Source organism: Seonamhaeicola marinus, from assembly GCF_008085455.1.
Map to the genome: position 1 here is coordinate 110137 of NZ_VSDQ01000852.1, position 15044 is coordinate 125180.

At 34.5% G+C, this 15044-nt stretch carries 15 protein-coding genes; 7 read left to right on the plus strand and 8 right to left on the minus strand.

From position 1 onward, the window contains the following. Window positions 1–68: 68 nt before the first annotated feature. The 3 genes from FUA24_RS24330 to FUA24_RS24340 all read left to right on the plus strand — a co-directional run bounded on the left by FUA24_RS24330 (window position 69) and on the right by FUA24_RS24340 (window position 2258). The gene (locus tag FUA24_RS24330; protein ID WP_148545998.1) at window positions 69–929 is read left to right on the plus strand and encodes a bifunctional helix-turn-helix domain-containing protein/methylated-DNA--[protein]-cysteine S-methyltransferase; all 861 of its coding nucleotides are present in this window, start codon (window positions 69–71) and stop codon (window positions 927–929) included. A gap of 68 nt (window positions 930–997) precedes the next feature. After that, window positions 998–1606 carry an FMN-dependent NADH-azoreductase gene (locus FUA24_RS24335; protein ID WP_148546000.1) on the plus strand — a complete coding sequence of 203 codons (609 nt, stop codon included), beginning with the start codon at window positions 998–1000 and terminating at the stop codon, window positions 1604–1606. A 133-nt stretch (window positions 1607–1739) separates the two neighbouring features. After that, the gene (locus FUA24_RS24340; RefSeq protein WP_148546002.1) at window positions 1740–2258 is read left to right on the plus strand and encodes a hypothetical protein; all 519 of its coding nucleotides are present in this window, start codon (window positions 1740–1742) and stop codon (window positions 2256–2258) included. A gap of 783 nt (window positions 2259–3041) precedes the next feature. On the opposite strand, the gene FUA24_RS24345 is transcribed toward FUA24_RS24340, so the two are convergent. The 3 genes from FUA24_RS24345 to FUA24_RS24355 are packed head-to-tail and all read right to left on the minus strand — an operon-like array spanning window position 3042 to window position 6328. Then, a complete protein-coding gene (locus FUA24_RS24345) occupies window positions 3042–3923 on the minus strand; it encodes a class II fructose-bisphosphate aldolase (protein WP_148546004.1) in 882 nt (293 codons plus the stop codon). Next, a complete protein-coding gene (locus tag FUA24_RS24350) occupies window positions 3907–5415 on the minus strand; it encodes an L-fucose/L-arabinose isomerase family protein (protein WP_148546006.1) in 1509 nt (502 codons plus the stop codon). Before FUA24_RS24350 ends, FUA24_RS24345 begins: the two co-directional genes overlap by 17 nt. Window positions 5416–5425: 10 nt before the next feature. Further along, window positions 5426–6328, minus strand: a complete 903-nt coding sequence (locus FUA24_RS24355) for a carbohydrate kinase family protein (RefSeq protein WP_148546008.1) — start codon at window positions 6326–6328, stop codon at window positions 5426–5428. Between the two features lie 120 nt (window positions 6329–6448). On the opposite strand from FUA24_RS24355, the gene FUA24_RS24360 reads away from it, so the two are divergent. Continuing rightward, a complete protein-coding gene (locus FUA24_RS24360; protein ID WP_148546010.1) occupies window positions 6449–7324 on the plus strand; it encodes an AraC family transcriptional regulator in 876 nt (291 codons plus the stop codon). A gap of 328 nt (window positions 7325–7652) precedes the next feature. On the opposite strand, the gene FUA24_RS24365 is transcribed toward FUA24_RS24360, so the two are convergent. Both FUA24_RS24365 and FUA24_RS24370 read right to left on the minus strand, forming a co-directional pair. Next, window positions 7653–8687, minus strand: a complete 1035-nt coding sequence (locus FUA24_RS24365; protein ID WP_148546012.1) for an RluA family pseudouridine synthase — start codon at window positions 8685–8687, stop codon at window positions 7653–7655. A gap of 9 nt (window positions 8688–8696) precedes the next feature. Further along, entirely contained in the window at window positions 8697–9257 is a 561-nt protein-coding gene (locus FUA24_RS24370; RefSeq protein ID WP_148546014.1) for a PASTA domain-containing protein, read from the minus strand. Window positions 9258–9505: 248 nt separating this feature from the next. On the opposite strand from FUA24_RS24370, the gene FUA24_RS24375 reads away from it, so the two are divergent. The 3 genes from FUA24_RS24375 (at window position 9506) to bla (ending at window position 11809) form a co-directional block, all read left to right on the plus strand. Next, window positions 9506–10480 carry a D-alanine--D-alanine ligase gene (locus tag FUA24_RS24375; protein WP_148546016.1) on the plus strand — a complete coding sequence of 325 codons (975 nt, stop codon included), beginning with the start codon at window positions 9506–9508 and terminating at the stop codon, window positions 10478–10480. A 126-nt stretch (window positions 10481–10606) separates the two neighbouring features. Next, entirely contained in the window at window positions 10607–11065 is a 459-nt protein-coding gene (gene coaD, locus FUA24_RS24380; protein ID WP_148546018.1) for a pantetheine-phosphate adenylyltransferase, read from the plus strand. Between the two features lie 12 nt (window positions 11066–11077). Next, window positions 11078–11809 carry a subclass B1 metallo-beta-lactamase gene (gene bla, locus FUA24_RS24385; RefSeq protein WP_148546020.1) on the plus strand — a complete coding sequence of 244 codons (732 nt, stop codon included), beginning with the start codon at window positions 11078–11080 and terminating at the stop codon, window positions 11807–11809. 68 nt (window positions 11810–11877) lie between these two features. Here bla and FUA24_RS24390 read toward each other — a convergent pair whose 3' ends face one another. The 3 genes from FUA24_RS24390 to FUA24_RS24400 all read right to left on the minus strand — a co-directional run. After that, window positions 11878–13497 carry a SulP family inorganic anion transporter gene (locus tag FUA24_RS24390; RefSeq protein ID WP_148546023.1) on the minus strand — a complete coding sequence of 540 codons (1620 nt, stop codon included), beginning with the start codon at window positions 13495–13497 and terminating at the stop codon, window positions 11878–11880. Between the two features lie 95 nt (window positions 13498–13592). After that, window positions 13593–13970, minus strand: a complete 378-nt coding sequence (locus FUA24_RS24395; protein ID WP_148546025.1) for a hypothetical protein — start codon at window positions 13968–13970, stop codon at window positions 13593–13595. 264 nt (window positions 13971–14234) lie between these two features. Further along, window positions 14235–15044: T9SS type A sorting domain-containing protein (locus FUA24_RS24400; protein ID WP_148546027.1), on the minus strand; the 810-nt coding region annotated here is incomplete at its 5' end.

Below are 15044 nucleotides of genomic sequence, written 5' to 3' on the forward strand. Positions count from 1 at the left end.
ATAGCAAGTTTCGGGTTTTTAAGCACGTAAATCTGTGTTACTTTTACAGTTTAAAACTTACCTTTTTTATGAATGCACAAGATGTTGTTAATTATACACGAATAGCTGATGCCATTGCATATATTCAAGACAATTTCACCAAGCAACCAACATTAGAAGATATTGCTAAGGAAGTCAACTTAAGTGCCTTTCATTTTCAAAGACTTTTTACTAATTGGGCTGGTGTTAGCCCCAAGAAATTCTTGCAATTTGTGAGTGTACAGCATGCAAAAAAGGTGTTAAAAACAAGTCAATCAACGCTTTTTGACACCGCTTATGAAACCGGACTATCCGGAACTGGGCGCTTACATGATCTTTTTATGAACATTGAAGGCATGACACCTGGCGACTATAAAAATCAAGGTGCGCATCTTGTCATTAACTATAGCTATTTTGATACAATATTTGGAAAAATAATGATTGCCTCTACACAAAAAGGAATTTGCTATATGGGCTTCTCTGATGCAACAAATGATGCACTCTCTGAACTTAAATCCATATTCCCAAAGGCCATATTAGTTCATCAAACAGATGAACTTCAACAAAATGCAATGATTATTTATTCTCAGGATTGGACGAATATGAAAGCCATTAAATTTCACTTAAAAGGATCTCCTTTTCAGTTAAAAATCTGGGAAACCCTGCTTAGAATTCCATTAGGTACTGTAGCCTCCTATGGTGATATTGCTAAAGAAATAGGGAACCCTAAAGCAAGTAGAGCGGTAGGTAGTGCTATTGGCAAAAACCCTGTAGCATGTTTAATTCCTTGCCATAGAATTATTCAATCGTCTGGAGCATTAGGTAATTATAGATGGGGAAGTTCAAAAAAAATGGCGCTTATTGGTTGGGAAGCTGCTAATAGAACCATACAGAACAAAGGCGCCAAATAACAGCAAGTTTCGGGTTTTATCCGTTTGTGTTTTGTGTCATTTTTGTTCAAAACAAAAAATGATACAATATGATAAAAACATTAGTTGTAAGTTACACACCTAGAACAGGGTCTTACACAAAACAACTTGTAGATGAATTTATAAAACGCACTTCTAACAAAACTGAAATTACCTTTTTGGATTTGGTGCAATCGCCCCCAGATTTATTACTAGGAGATAATTTGAATCTTATCTGGAGTGGAAATCCTGCCACATATACCCAAGATGAACAGAAACGCCTTTCTAATCACTTTCAACTAACACAACAAGTATTAGACACTGATGTAATCGTTTTGGCCTCACCAATGTATAATTTCTCATTACCTGCCACTGTAAAGGCTTGGGTAGATGCTATTGTGGTAAATAATAAGACTTTTGCCTATGTTGAGGGTATTGGTTTCAAAGGGCTTTGCGAAGGCAAAAAAGCCATAATACTGGCCGTGGCAGGAGGTGGTTATAAAAACGAAGGTATAAACGAATATTTTAGCCCGACTATAAAAACGAACTTCGCGTATATAGGAATTCCTTCTAAACAAATTTCAGCTTTTGGCGTCACCCAATACCCTGAAAAAGTTGATGTTATTCTGACTAAAGCTAAAGAAGATATTTCTAAAATAGTTGATGACTACTATTCTTAATTATTGGTTTTTCACTAAGGTCTTATTAGACTTACAATCCTTAAATAAAAAGATATAAATAGTTAAACATGTAAGATAATTATTAGATAAGGTTTCCATATATTTAAAAATTATAAACCTAATCTAACGCACCATGAAAAAACTGTTTGCTATAGCCTTTTTAAGCTTTATTTTTGCTTGTAAGTCTGATAAAAAAGCTCCAGAAACTTTAGTTGAAGACACCAAAACTGAACAACCTATAGTTCCTAAAACTGAAACACAAACTTCTAATAAATTAAACACAGGCCTTATTAAAGATTTTTTAGAGGATACTAAAACTTTAGAAAACTTAGATGTACAAAATCCGATATCTGCATTTATGACATTGGCCGAAACCAAGGCTAGCAAATCCTTAGCGCTAACAAAAGATAACATTAAAGACATTTTAGTTACTGCCAAAGATTTTAAATATTGTGTGATTACAACTGGAGATCATACTATTGTAAAAATCACTGATGTAACTAACTGCAAACCTTCTGGTTCTTGGGGTGCTTGTATGCCTTATGCTACTGGATATATAAAAAAGGGTAAGCTCATTGCTCAAAAAGATTATATGAATAATATTATTGGTTTACCCGATGCTCAGGTAAGAAGGGCTTATTTTTTTGAGTAAAGAGGTTTGTATTTAGTTTAGGCGAAATGCTTCTCGATATATTTCTTCGTACCTCAGAATCACTCGAAGTGACAAATTGGGAACAAGCATAACCACTGTCTGTTCGAGTAATGCGACATTAGGAGCGTTGTATCGAGAACAACTAAAAACGGGCATTATAAGCAAAGTAGAACAGAACAGTTAAAGTACTTCTCGATACAATTCTTCGTACCTCAGAATCACTCGAAGTGACAAATTAGGAACAAGCATAACCACTGTCTGTCCGGGTAATGCGACCTTAGGAGCATTGTATCGAGAACAACAAAAAACGGATATTATAATTATAGTAGGACAATAAAAGTACTTCTCGATACGATTCCTCATGTCTTCGGAATCACTCAAAGTGACAAATTAGGAATAAGCATTACCGCTGTCAGTTCGAGTGATGCGACCTTAGGCGCATTGTATCGAGAACAACTAAAAACAGGAATTATAATAAAAGTAGAACAGATCAGTTAAAGTACTTCTCGATACGATTCTTCACCCCTCTCAGAATCACTCGAAGTGACAGCAGGACAACACAACAGTGTCTGCGTTAAGGATTGAACGGTATGTTTGAGCTCCTGACGAAGGAAGAGCGAGTAGTGAAAGCCTGACCTGAAAGGAAACGCCCTACTTCTAAATAATCTAACCATCGTTAGAATCACTCGAAGTGACAAAACATAAGAAAGCCCACCTTAAACGAGTTAAGATGGGCCTTCTTCCGTTAAACAAAAAAATTACTAAACCGCACTAAAAACTTAGCTACCAATAGTTAACAGCCTGCAATCTGTCTTTAACTACGGCTTTTATTTTTGGCAATACTTCTTTCATAATGAAAGGTGGGTATGCGCTATCGCCAGCTTTTTGAATTTCTTCAAAAGCATATTTCATATATGTTGTATGTACTATGGTCCCAATGTTTATTTTACTCATTCCCATTTGAATAGACTTCTGTATATCTGCATCTGGAATTCCTGTTCCACCATGCAAAACTAATGGTGCAGGTACAGCATTGGCTATTTCTTGTAATCTGTTAAAATGAATTTTAGGTTCTGTTGGTGTAAATCCATGAGCCGTACCAATCCCAACAGCAATAATATCTACTCCTGTCTCATCGTGTAACTGTTTTACTTCGGATACGCTAGCAAGAAAATCATCATCACATTTTACTTCTACACCTCTTCCCATAATTTTACCAAGTTCTGCTTCTACAACGACTCCTGCCGATTTTGCATAATCAACAACTTGTTTTGTCATAGCAATGTTTTCCTCTAATGATACGTGAGAACCATCTATCATAACCGAATCATATCCTGCATCTATAGCACGTTTACACAAATCAACAGAGGTACTATGATCGAGATGTAAATACACATTGTTTTTAGCGTGTTTTTGAAATCCATCTACTAATGAACGAAACACTTCTGGAGTATTAAGTTCAGCAACTGGTGGATAAGTCATTACCATAACATGGGTATCTAACTCATCTGCCGCTTCTACTACCGCTTTTAAATCATAGTTATCATTAACGTTAAAAGAAGGTAAGCAGCGTTGCGTTTTTCGGTAATCAAGAAATAAATCTTTTAAGCTATTATACTGCTCATTGTATATAACTTTGGGCATGTCTTTAATTACTGTGTCCATATAAATGATCTTTACTTTGTTCTATATTAATATTTGTGATGTCTAACCAGTGGTTTAATTCGTTCAAATCCTTTTGCAGATAGCCTCTTCCAATTATCCAGTGGTGGTCTAATCCATTGTTTAAAACTGTGCTTAGAATATCACCAGCCGAATTTCTTCTTGGCGCTACCTCGGCATAACTACCTCTAAAGGCCATTTCCGAAGTTTTAATATCTCCTTCCCAAACCAATACTTTCGAAGCATCTGGATACTGATATTTTGCAATGGTTACCTTTCCTTCTTTATGTAAGAACTCTAACAGCATGCCTACGCTACTAGCCTCATCGAAATTCTCTAGAATACTGTGGTTTCTCACTTCATAGCCCGTTTCTTCCTTTATAAGTTTTGTTGGGGCGCCACCGCAATGCCAGAATCCGATCTGATTTTTATCTTTATTTACCAATGATAGGTCTACCAAGGTTGGAATACCTTCTCCAAAACTTAATTGATTAATTAAAACCATAGTTAAAAGCGCTCCCATATCAGATTCATCTGCCACTGGGATGCCCAAATCTTGAATAAGAGCTCCTGCTCCATCTCCAGCAATTCCATAGTGATCAAACAACTCTGGCCAGTTTTTAAGCCCAATTCCTAAGTAGTCATTAACTCTAGCATAATCTGCAACCGCCAATGACAAGCGAATTGATTTTTCAATTTGATCGTCTGCTACATTATTGAATTTGCATAATGGATGATGTAATAACTCTTCTTTTATCTCAAGAATAATGGCTTCTGAAAATTGCTCACCATGTTGCCAAATAGTTTGAAAATCTATTCTGTCTACTTTTATTCCGTAGCGATTTAGCAAAGCCAATTCATTTAATTCACAATCATAAAAACCAGGAACCCTAAACCCTCCAATCATTCCGACTGCCTTTTGATTAATGGATGCTTTGGCATATACCGATTTTGCAAATTTCATGATGTTGCCTTCAAACTCATTATCCTCTGGAGATTCAAATAACCATGAGTACTTTACACCGCAAGAATTAAAAATATTTAAAAGGAAGTTTTGTCCACATAAACGGTTGTTAGATAATCTACCTCCGGTAACTTCATCATGAGACCAACTTAAAACAGGTATTACATTCTGATTCAGCCAACGCGCAATGGTGGCAGCCAAATCTCCTGCTATAAAAGACGCTTGATAAATGATTAAGCCGTCAATATTTTTAGCATGCATACTTTCTAACCAAGTATGTATTTCCTCTTTAGTTTGAAGCGGTGCATCTGAGGTTATAAGCTCAAACCTATCTGTAGGTAGTACACTTTTTAAACTTGTTTTGGCTCTGTTGTAATTTAACAAAATAGAATCCCAATCGAAATGCTCCTCTAGTCCAATACCAACTAATGCTATTTTTGAAACGTAAGCAGGTTTGGCTGGAGTTATTACTTTTTCAAATAAATGACTTACAATGCCATTTTTTACTGATATATTGTTTAATACGTCCATAGTATTTAGTTTAATCTGTTATTAATTGCGGACAGTTATCCTCCATAAATTTGTGATTAGGTAAAAATGTACGTCCGCCAAAATGTTGCGCTACTTGAGATGCATAAAAGCTACCGTACTCTAACCTATCCTTTAGATTTAATCCTCGTAACAAAGCCGCAGCATAAGCCGCATGGAATGCATCTCCGCATCCTGTGGTATCCACAACATCAACCTTAAAGGAAGGTTGGTGTATTAACTGCTCATCGGCCATAGTATAGGCCCCATTGGCTCCATCTGTAATAACCACTTGTCCCTCGGTTAAATCAGATAGTTTACTAAGGCATGTTTCTGCATTTTGTGCTCCTGTTATGTTTTGGGCACATTCTAATGGCAAAATGGGATGTGTGCTTAGTTTTAACATTTGCAACATAGTCTCCATATCTCCAGCCTCTATATCTAAAACTGTAGGAATGCCAAAACGTTTGGCTACTCTTAAAAGGTGTAAATTAATTTCTGTATCGTAGCCATCAACCAAAATCAGATCGAAGGCCTCTATCTGACTGTCTTCAATATCTAAAAATGAAAATGGTATATAATTCTCCATAGAATATAAAACGGTGCGTTCTCCTTCTTCATCTACTTGCACAATGGCAACAGCTGGTGAAGCTTCTTTTCTAAAGAATAACAAATCGTCTTTTACACCATGTCTTTTTAACTCGTTTTCGGCTACTACGCTTAAAGGATTATCGCCAAGATATCCTAAAAAGTAAGTTTCAAAACCTAACGATGCCAGGGCGCAAGCAGCATTACCTGCAGGTGCTCCTCCTTGCAATACAATCTTTTCACATTCGTTTTTATGACCTACTTTTATTCTATTTGGTGTAGCTACTAATAAGTCTACTACATTTAATCCGCTACATAACACTTTCATAATTGTAACTTTTTATTACTCCAAAATTACAAGTGAAATGCACTTTTTTTAAATCTAGAATTCATCAAAACATGTACTATTTTGATTATATTTGAAATAGTATTTAAAAAACATGCACAAATGAAGCCACAATTGGAACATATTACACATGATATTGATAGCTCCATTCTTGCTTTTTTATTTGAAGATGACCATTTTACCGCGCCCTGGCACTATCATGCTGATTATGAACTTACCTATATATTAAAAGGAAGTGGTATACGGCATATTGGAAATAACATTGATAATTTTTTCCCCGGTGATTTAGTCTTAGTAGGTACCAATACGCCCCATTGTTGGATTAACGAAAAAGGTTATAATGATGGTGTTCAATCGGTTTGTATACAATGGGAGGCTATTGCATTACAGGACTTTTTAAACACCAATAAAGAACTAAAAGCCATAAAGAAGATGTTAGACATAGCTTCTTCTGGTATTAAGTTTAGGAATTCTGAATTTGCGTCTTCCATTGGTAATAGACTAAACGAGCTACTAGCTTTAAGTCCTGAAAAAAAGCTAATTAGGTTTCTAGATATACTTTGCGATTTATCTAATTGTGAAACTATTGAATTACTTTCTGTTGAAGGAAACGAATTTCAATATTCCGAAAAGACCGACTTTAGGACTAAAGCTATTTTAGATTATCTTGAGGAGAACTACCAAAAACGAATTATTCTAGAAGATGTTGCAGATATTACGCATTTATCGGTTGGCGCTTTTTGCAAGTTTTTTAAAAAACAATTTAACCGCTCTTTTACGAATTACTTAAACGAGTTTAGAATTCGTAAGACGTGTATTCTACTTCAAGAAACCAATGATAAGCTATCGGACATTAGTTTTAAATGCGGTTATGAGAACATGTCTTTTTTTCATAGGCAATTCAAGAAATATATGAACATGACGCCTCATGAATACAGAAAAACCATATTCAAATCTGTTCATCCTTTTACCAATTAAGAACTCTTTGGGGATGCTAGATTACTTCTCGATACAATTCCTCATACTTCGGAATCTCTCGAAGTGACAAAGTGAAAATAAACATAATCTCTGTCAGTTCGAGTGATGCGACCATAGGAGCATTGTATCGAGAACAACTGAAAACGGATGTTATAATTATAGTAGGATTATAAAAGTACTTCTCGATACAATTCTTCGTACCTCAGAATCACTCGAAGTGACAGCGGTACAACTCAATTACGTCTGCGTTAAGGATTGAACGGTATGTTTGAGCTCCTGACGAAGGAAGAGCGAGTAGTGAAAGCCTGACCTAAAAGGGAACGCCCAATTAAATTTCTTGGTGTTTAGAATATCCCCGCCATTTTTCAATACATTTCTGAATATCCTCCGGAATTTCTGAAGTAAAGCGCATAAACTCACCTGTCTTTGGGTGCTCAAAACCTAATGTTTTAGCATGAAGCGCCTGCCTAGGCAGCACTTTAAAACAGTTCTCTACAAATTGCTTATACTTTGTGAATGTAGTACCTTTTAATATTTTTTCACCTCCATAGCGTTCATCATTGAATAAGGTATGCCCAATATGTTTCATATGCACACGAATTTGATGCGTTCTACCTGTTTCTAGTTTACATGACACAAGAGTAACATATCCCAAACGTTCTATTACTTTATAATGTGTTACAGCTGGTTTTCCTTTGTCTGCTTCCTCTCCTAAAAATACTGTATTCTGTAATCTGTTTTTAGGATGCCTACCTATATTACCTTCAACAGTACCTTCATCTTCTTCAATATTACCCCAAACTAACGCCACATACTCACGTTCACTTGTTTTTTCGGCAAATTGAGCCGCCAAGTGTGTCATCGCATTTTCCGTTTTAGCAACAACTAAAAGACCGCTGGTATCTTTATCTATTCTGTGTACTAATCCTGGTCTATCACTAGAGTTATTTGGTAAATTATCAAATCTATAAATAAGTGCATTTATAAGTGTCCCTGAGTAATTACCATGCCCTGGATGCACCACCATACCTGCTGGTTTATTAACTACCAATAGTTCATCATCTTCATAAACTACATCAATAGCAATATCTTCACCTACCAAAAGCCCTTCATAGGTTGGATGCGCAAACATTACCTTTATCTCTTCATCAGGTTTTACCTTATAATTGGCCTTTACAGGAGTACCATTAACAAATATATTCCCTTCTTTAGCAGCTGCTTGAATTTTATTTCGCGTAGCATTTTCTATAAAGTTCATCAAATATTTATCAATACGTAAAGGCGCTTGCCCCTTACCTACGGTAAATGAATGGTGCTCATATAAATTGTCTTCTTCCGGAAGTTGTGGTGTGTAATCGTCCATTAAAACCCTTTATTTTCTTGGTCTATTTCCATTACCAAGAACTAAGTCTATCACTGAAGTCTTTGAAAGTTTATCACCTGGTTTTATTAAGTTTCCTTTATGATACATTTTTAAAACCAGATCCTTACCAATATTGTCTTCATACGTAATCTTTCCTACTCTAAACTCAAGTGCTTCTAAATTTGGTTTTGCTTGTCTAAAGGTACGTTCTCTTAAATCTGGCACCTCCACTTTTCTATAGCCAGAAGGGTTAAGTGTTAAATATATCTTTCTATTTTCTTTTACCTGAGACCCTGCAATTGGTTCTTGCTCAATAACAGAAAACCTTGGATAATCTGGATTAAAATTAGCAGAATCTTGAATTTGCATGACCAAATTATTATCCTTCAACTCTACTTGAGCAACACTTATAGATTTTCCTTTTAAATCTGGAACAGTTTCAAAATCACCATGGTTTGTATACCCATTTAAAACCCATAATAGCAATATGCACATAACAACAACTGCTGCAATAGCCAGTGCTATTTGTTTGAAAAAAGTTTTACTAACTAAAAATTTAATAAGGCTCATAAGTAGAATTTTGAATAAGGCAAATATATAAAAACAGAACTGCTTTTTCTTTTGCTATATATATGATATTTTAGCTTTACAAAGAAACCATTGAAAAAACGATCATAAAGTTGTATTTCTTTTGATTTCAAACTACGGTTGATTTCTTCTAGTCTTGAACTCATACCATATTTTGAATTTTCAATTGGTTTCTATAAAATACGTATCATAGTTGGCTTTTAGACCACCTACAAATTAATAAAACGATAATGAAGAAAAATATTGCCATCATTATGGGTGGCTACTCTAGTGAGTATAAAATTTCTTTAACTAGTGGAAATGTAGTTTTTGAAACATTAAACAAGGAAAAATATAATGCTTACCGTATCCATATTTTCAAAGATAAATGGGTCTATGTTGACACTAATGATCACGAGTTTCCTGTTGACAAAAATGACTTTTCCATAGAAGTAAATGGTTCCAAAACAACTTTTGATTGCGTATTTAATGCTATACATGGTTCTCCTGGTGAAGATGGGTTTATGCAAGGGTATTTTGAATTGTTAGGAATACCACATACAAGTTGTGCCATGTATCAAGCCTCGGTAACCTTTAATAAACGTGACTGTCTCAGCATTTTGAAACCGTATGGTATTAAAACAGCAGAATCTTACTATTTAAATCTTGGAGATACCATAGATGAAAATGCTATTATAAAAAAGGTTGGTTTACCATGTTTTGTAAAAGCAAATAAAGCTGGTAGTAGCTTTGGAGTATCTAAAGTTCATAAACAAGATGAACTACAAAACGCCATAGATATAGCCTTTAAAGAAGATGATGAAATTATTATTGAATCGTTTTTAGATGGTACCGAAGTATCTGTTGGAGTCATTAAATATAAAGGCGAAACTAAAGTCTTACCAATAACAGAAATTGTTAGTGAAAATGACTTTTTTGATTATGAGGCTAAATATCTTGGTAAGTCACAAGAAATAACACCAGCTAGATTAACCCCTGACCAAGAGCAAAAAGTAAATGCTGTTGCAAAAAAAGTATATGAAATTTTAAAAATGACTGGGTTTTCTAGAAGTGAATATATATTTAAGGATGGTGAACCTTATATGCTTGAGATGAATACGGTTCCTGGCTTAACCAAAGAAAGTATTTTACCGCAACAAGCAGCTGCAGCTGGTATTGCTTTAGAAGATTTATTTGATAATGCTATTGAGGAAGCAATGAAGTAAATTACATTAACATTATCACTTTTTAGTGTTATATTTGATTGATTTGTCATTCCGCACTTGATGCGGAATCCGTCGTAAATTAAATAGATTCCCGCCTGCGCGGGAATGACAAAAATGAAGTTTTCAATGAAACGAGCAATATTTCCTGGATCTTTTGATCCGCTTACTTTAGGTCATTATGATATCATATCAAGAGGTGTAAAACTTTTTGATGAGCTTATTGTTGCCATAGGTATTAATTCAGATAAAAAATACATGTTCACTTTAGAAGAACGTAAGGCTTTTATTGAAAAAGCTTTTGCTCATGAACCTAAAGTAAAGGTTGTGACTTATGAAGGCTTAACGGTTGACTTCTGCAAAGAAATAGGTGTTGATTTTATTTTTAGGGGTTTACGAAATCCGGCTGATTTTGAATTTGAAAAAGCCATTGCTCATACCAATAGAGACTTAGCCCCAATTGAAACAGTGTTTTTATTAACGGCTGCAGACACATCATATATTTCGTCTTCTATCGTCCGTGACGTCATTAGAAATAATGGCGATTATACTAAATTGGTGCCAGACAGCGTTAGAGTGAAAACATAACTTTTACAACTTTTGAAACGCCCTTTTCTATTCTTACTTTTTACACTGTATTTTGGAAATCTATTGTTGTTTTCTCAAAATGTAGTTTTTAAATCGGATAAATTAAAGATTAAAGAGTTAAAACCTAATGTGTTTCAACATATTTCCTTTTTAAAGACTAGAAGTTTTGGAATGGTAGGTTGCAATGGTATGATTTACTTCTCTAAAGACGAAGCTATTGTTTTTGATACTCCCGTTAGTAACGAAGTATCTGACGTTCTAATTCATTGGATTCAAGAAACTATGAATAAAAAAATAGTAGCTGTTGTTCCTACTCATTTTCATAATGATTGCTTAGCTGGTTTAGCATCGTTTCATAAAAAAGATATTCCTTCGTATGCCAATGAACTAACTATAAAACTGGCTCAAAGGGATAGTTTAGAAATCCCTAAAAAGAGTTTTAATTCCGTAAAAAAAATTAAAGTAGGTAAAAACCAAGTCATCATTAGATTTTTTGGTGAAGGCCATACAAAAGACAACGTAGTAGGGTATTTACCCAATGAGGCTACCCTTTTTGGTGGTTGTTTAGTTAAAAGTATAGGTGCAGGAAAAGGCTATTTGGGCGATGCTAATGTTAATGAATGGTCTAACACCATTTCAAACATAAAACGTACTTTTCCTGAACTAGAACTTGTTATTCCAGGACATGGTAAAAGTGGAGATACCGCTTTGCTTGATTTTACTTTTGAGCTATTTGAAAATTAAGTTTTAGCAGCTCATAAAGCGCACAAAACAGGAAAAGCAGCTTTAGATTAACATCTAAAAAACAAAACCTATAAATTATACTCAGAAAGTCCTTTTGTAAAAGCTTCAGGATTTTCAGCCAAATGGTATCTTGGATCATCTACATCTTCTACTATAACCTCTCTAAACTTAGGACTAGATTTATATAACAATACCTTACTATCTTCACTCAGGTGTTTCAATTTTATAGACTTCCCTTCTGCTTCATACTTATTCACTAAATTAAAAATAGCCTCGATACCTGAATGATCACTTACACGTGATTCTACAAAATCAACTTCAACATTTTCAGGGTCATTTTTAACATCAAATTTTTCATTAAATGCCTTAATAGATCCGAAAAATAATGGCCCCCAAATTTCGTAAACCTTAGTACCATCTTCTCTCATACGCTTACGTGCTCTAATACGTTTTGCATTTTCCCAAGAGAATACTAAGGCACTAATAATAACACCAGCAATTACTGCTACTGCTAAATCTTTCCATACAGTAATTAATGATACTGCTATTAGAACAATGGCATCACTAACAGGTATTTTTCTTAGAATTCTAAAACTACTCCAAGCAAATGTTCCGACAACAACCATAAACATAACTCCAACTAAAGCCGCAATTGGAATTTGTTCTATGTAAGCAGAAGCAAATAAAATAAATATTAATAGTAAAACTGCAGCCACAATACCAGACAATCTTCCTCTACCACCGCCTTTAATGTTGATAATAGATTGACCAATCATAGCACAACCTCCCATTCCACCGAACAATCCAGTAATAATATTGGCACCTCCTTGAGCCATACATTCTCTATTGGCATTACCTCTAGTCTCCGTTAATTCATCAACTAAGTTTAAAGTCATTAATGACTCTATTAATCCTATTGCCGCAAGAATTACAGCGTATGGTCCAATAAATGTAAGGGTTTGCATATTAAAAGGTACCTTACTAAAAATATCTAATTGAAACTGTGGCAAGCCTCCTTTTAAACCTTCTCCTCCTCCATCTCTAATAAAGCTTCCAACTGTAGCAACATCTAAATTCCCAAAGATTACAATAGCCGATACAACTAGAATACCAATTAAAGCCTCTGGTAATTTTTTGGTAGCTTTTATTTTTGGTAAAACAAACATTATTCCCATGGTTAATGCTACGAGTCCGACCATTGTCCACAATTCAGATCCAGTAAAAAATTTCCCCTCAGCATCTCTAAACATCTTTAACTGGGCTAAGAAAATTACAATTGCTAAACCATTAACAAACCCCATCATAACCGGGTGCGGTATTAATCTAACAAACTTACCAAGTTTAAAAACTCCAGCAAGAATTTGAATTATCCCCATTAAAATTACCGTGGCAAACAGATAATAAAGACCTAAGTTATCTTCTGGTGCTCCCATTGCATTTCCCTCTGCAACCAAAGCAACCATTACAACAGCAAGTGCTCCTGTTGCACCACTAATCATACCTGGACGTCCTCCAAAAATAGAAGTAATTAATCCAATCATGAATGCTGCATATAGTCCAACTAAAGGATCTACCCCTGCCACAAAAGCAAAAGCTACAGCCTCTGGAACTAAAGCCAATGCTACCGTTGCTCCACTTAAAATATCGTTTTTAGCATTTTTTGCTCTCTTACGAATAAACTCTGTCATACCTGAATTTTAGAAAGTGCAAATTTAAGGTTAATAACCCAAGCAACAAGTTATTTACCACATTTCAGAAGTCTCAAACACTAAAACGTTTTAGTTCAGACACATATCTGCTGCTGAGCCAACCACTCTAAAGCCTTATCTCTTTTTTGAAAGACATAGATATTCCAATCGCTATCCTTATTAAGATTAATAAGTGTTTCTGTAGACATGAGTGCACCACTGGTAGCAATAACAACAGCAATTGCCTTAATCTCTTCTAGCTTGCCAATTAGTCTTTGAGCTTTAAATGTATAGCTATAAGAGTTCTTTCTATTAATTAAAAGTGAAAAAGGAACTGTTAAGTTTTGAAGTAAAAAATCATGAAATTCTTGAACTGAATTTTCATCCATTTCAATACCCTCATCAACAATAACCTCTGCTAGGTTATTTTCAAGCTTAATAATGCTACCAAATGTTAGTTTATAACTTTTCAATAAACAAAATTTTAAAATTTAAAAATTACAACCAACTTCAAAAAAAGGCTTTTAATAGCAATTATAAGTTCATAGCTTATAGAACTAAGTTAGTCATTTAATTCGATTTTAAAAACAAAAAGACTAAAAATAACAAGCTATTCATTTAAGTTTTAAGGTAAATAAGGTATGCATTATTAGTTAAAAAACTGATTTTTAATAGTATTCAAAAAAAAAGAGAGTGATGTAAAACCACTCCCTTTTTATCTCTATAAAGTTATATTTCTACTTATTCACAACAATCCTTTTTGTTATTTGGCTAAATTGAGAGTTTAATCTTAATAAATAAACACCATTCACTAATTGACTTGCATTTATTTTACCTACATCGCTCCTTAAGAACTCCAATTTACCAGATTGTACTTGCCTACCTCCTAAATCAGTAATATTATATTGAATCTCTTCATTTGAAGACGCTTTAAATTTGATACTAATAACGTCATTAATTGGATTAGGATATAATCTCATTTCAAGACTTCTATTATCAGCTATATCTTCATTACTAAGTATGGCGTTCAAGTTACTAGGTAATTCAGCAAGAGTTACACCATATGATCTGTTGTTAAAAAGATCTCCTAAATATTTACAAAAATATCTTGAACGGATAACTATATTAATGGCGCCATGTACATCAAGAGACGCACATATGTTATTATTAGTAACTAAATTCACAACATCGTAACCCGTAGTAACACCAAACTGAACTACACTTAAGTCTAAAGTGTCTGGATTGTAAACTAGACTATGAATTCTAAAGAAACCAGAATTGTCAACGGTAAAGGTTGGTTCACTAGATACATCTAATATTGTCAATGAAAAACCTTCTGTTAAAACAAATATTTGTTGATAACCATTTGGGATATATGCTTGATCATAAGCTTTAGCGGTTATGGTAGTAGATCCATCAAAACAACTTATTGGGTAACGTGAATACATTGTTCCCGAATCTGCTTGACATGCTTCACTTTCTTCAACCATAATTGGTGCGCCTGCCACATCTAAGCTAGCACATAAACCATTACTAGTTACAATACC

Coding starts and splice junctions, on each gene's coding strand:
- FUA24_RS24330 (WP_148545998.1), top strand. CDS start 69: ATGAATGCACAAGATGTTGTTAATTATACACGAATAGCTGATGCCATT.
- FUA24_RS24335 (WP_148546000.1), top strand. CDS start 998: ATGATAAAAACATTAGTTGTAAGTTACACACCTAGAACAGGGTCTTAC.
- FUA24_RS24340 (WP_148546002.1), top strand. CDS start 1,740: ATGAAAAAACTGTTTGCTATAGCCTTTTTAAGCTTTATTTTTGCTTGT.
- FUA24_RS24345 (WP_148546004.1), bottom strand. CDS start 3,923: ATGGACACAGTAATTAAAGACATGCCCAAAGTTATATACAATGAGCAG.
- FUA24_RS24350 (WP_148546006.1), bottom strand. CDS start 5,415: ATGGACGTATTAAACAATATATCAGTAAAAAATGGCATTGTAAGTCAT.
- FUA24_RS24355 (WP_148546008.1), bottom strand. CDS start 6,328: ATGAAAGTGTTATGTAGCGGATTAAATGTAGTAGACTTATTAGTAGCT.
- FUA24_RS24360 (WP_148546010.1), top strand. CDS start 6,449: ATGAAGCCACAATTGGAACATATTACACATGATATTGATAGCTCCATT.
- FUA24_RS24365 (WP_148546012.1), bottom strand. CDS start 8,687: ATGGACGATTACACACCACAACTTCCGGAAGAAGACAATTTATATGAG.
- FUA24_RS24370 (WP_148546014.1), bottom strand. CDS start 9,257: ATGAGCCTTATTAAATTTTTAGTTAGTAAAACTTTTTTCAAACAAATA.
- FUA24_RS24375 (WP_148546016.1), top strand. CDS start 9,506: ATGAAGAAAAATATTGCCATCATTATGGGTGGCTACTCTAGTGAGTAT.
- coaD (WP_148546018.1), top strand. CDS start 10,607: ATGAAACGAGCAATATTTCCTGGATCTTTTGATCCGCTTACTTTAGGT.
- FUA24_RS24390 (WP_148546023.1), bottom strand. CDS start 13,497: ATGACAGAGTTTATTCGTAAGAGAGCAAAAAATGCTAAAAACGATATT.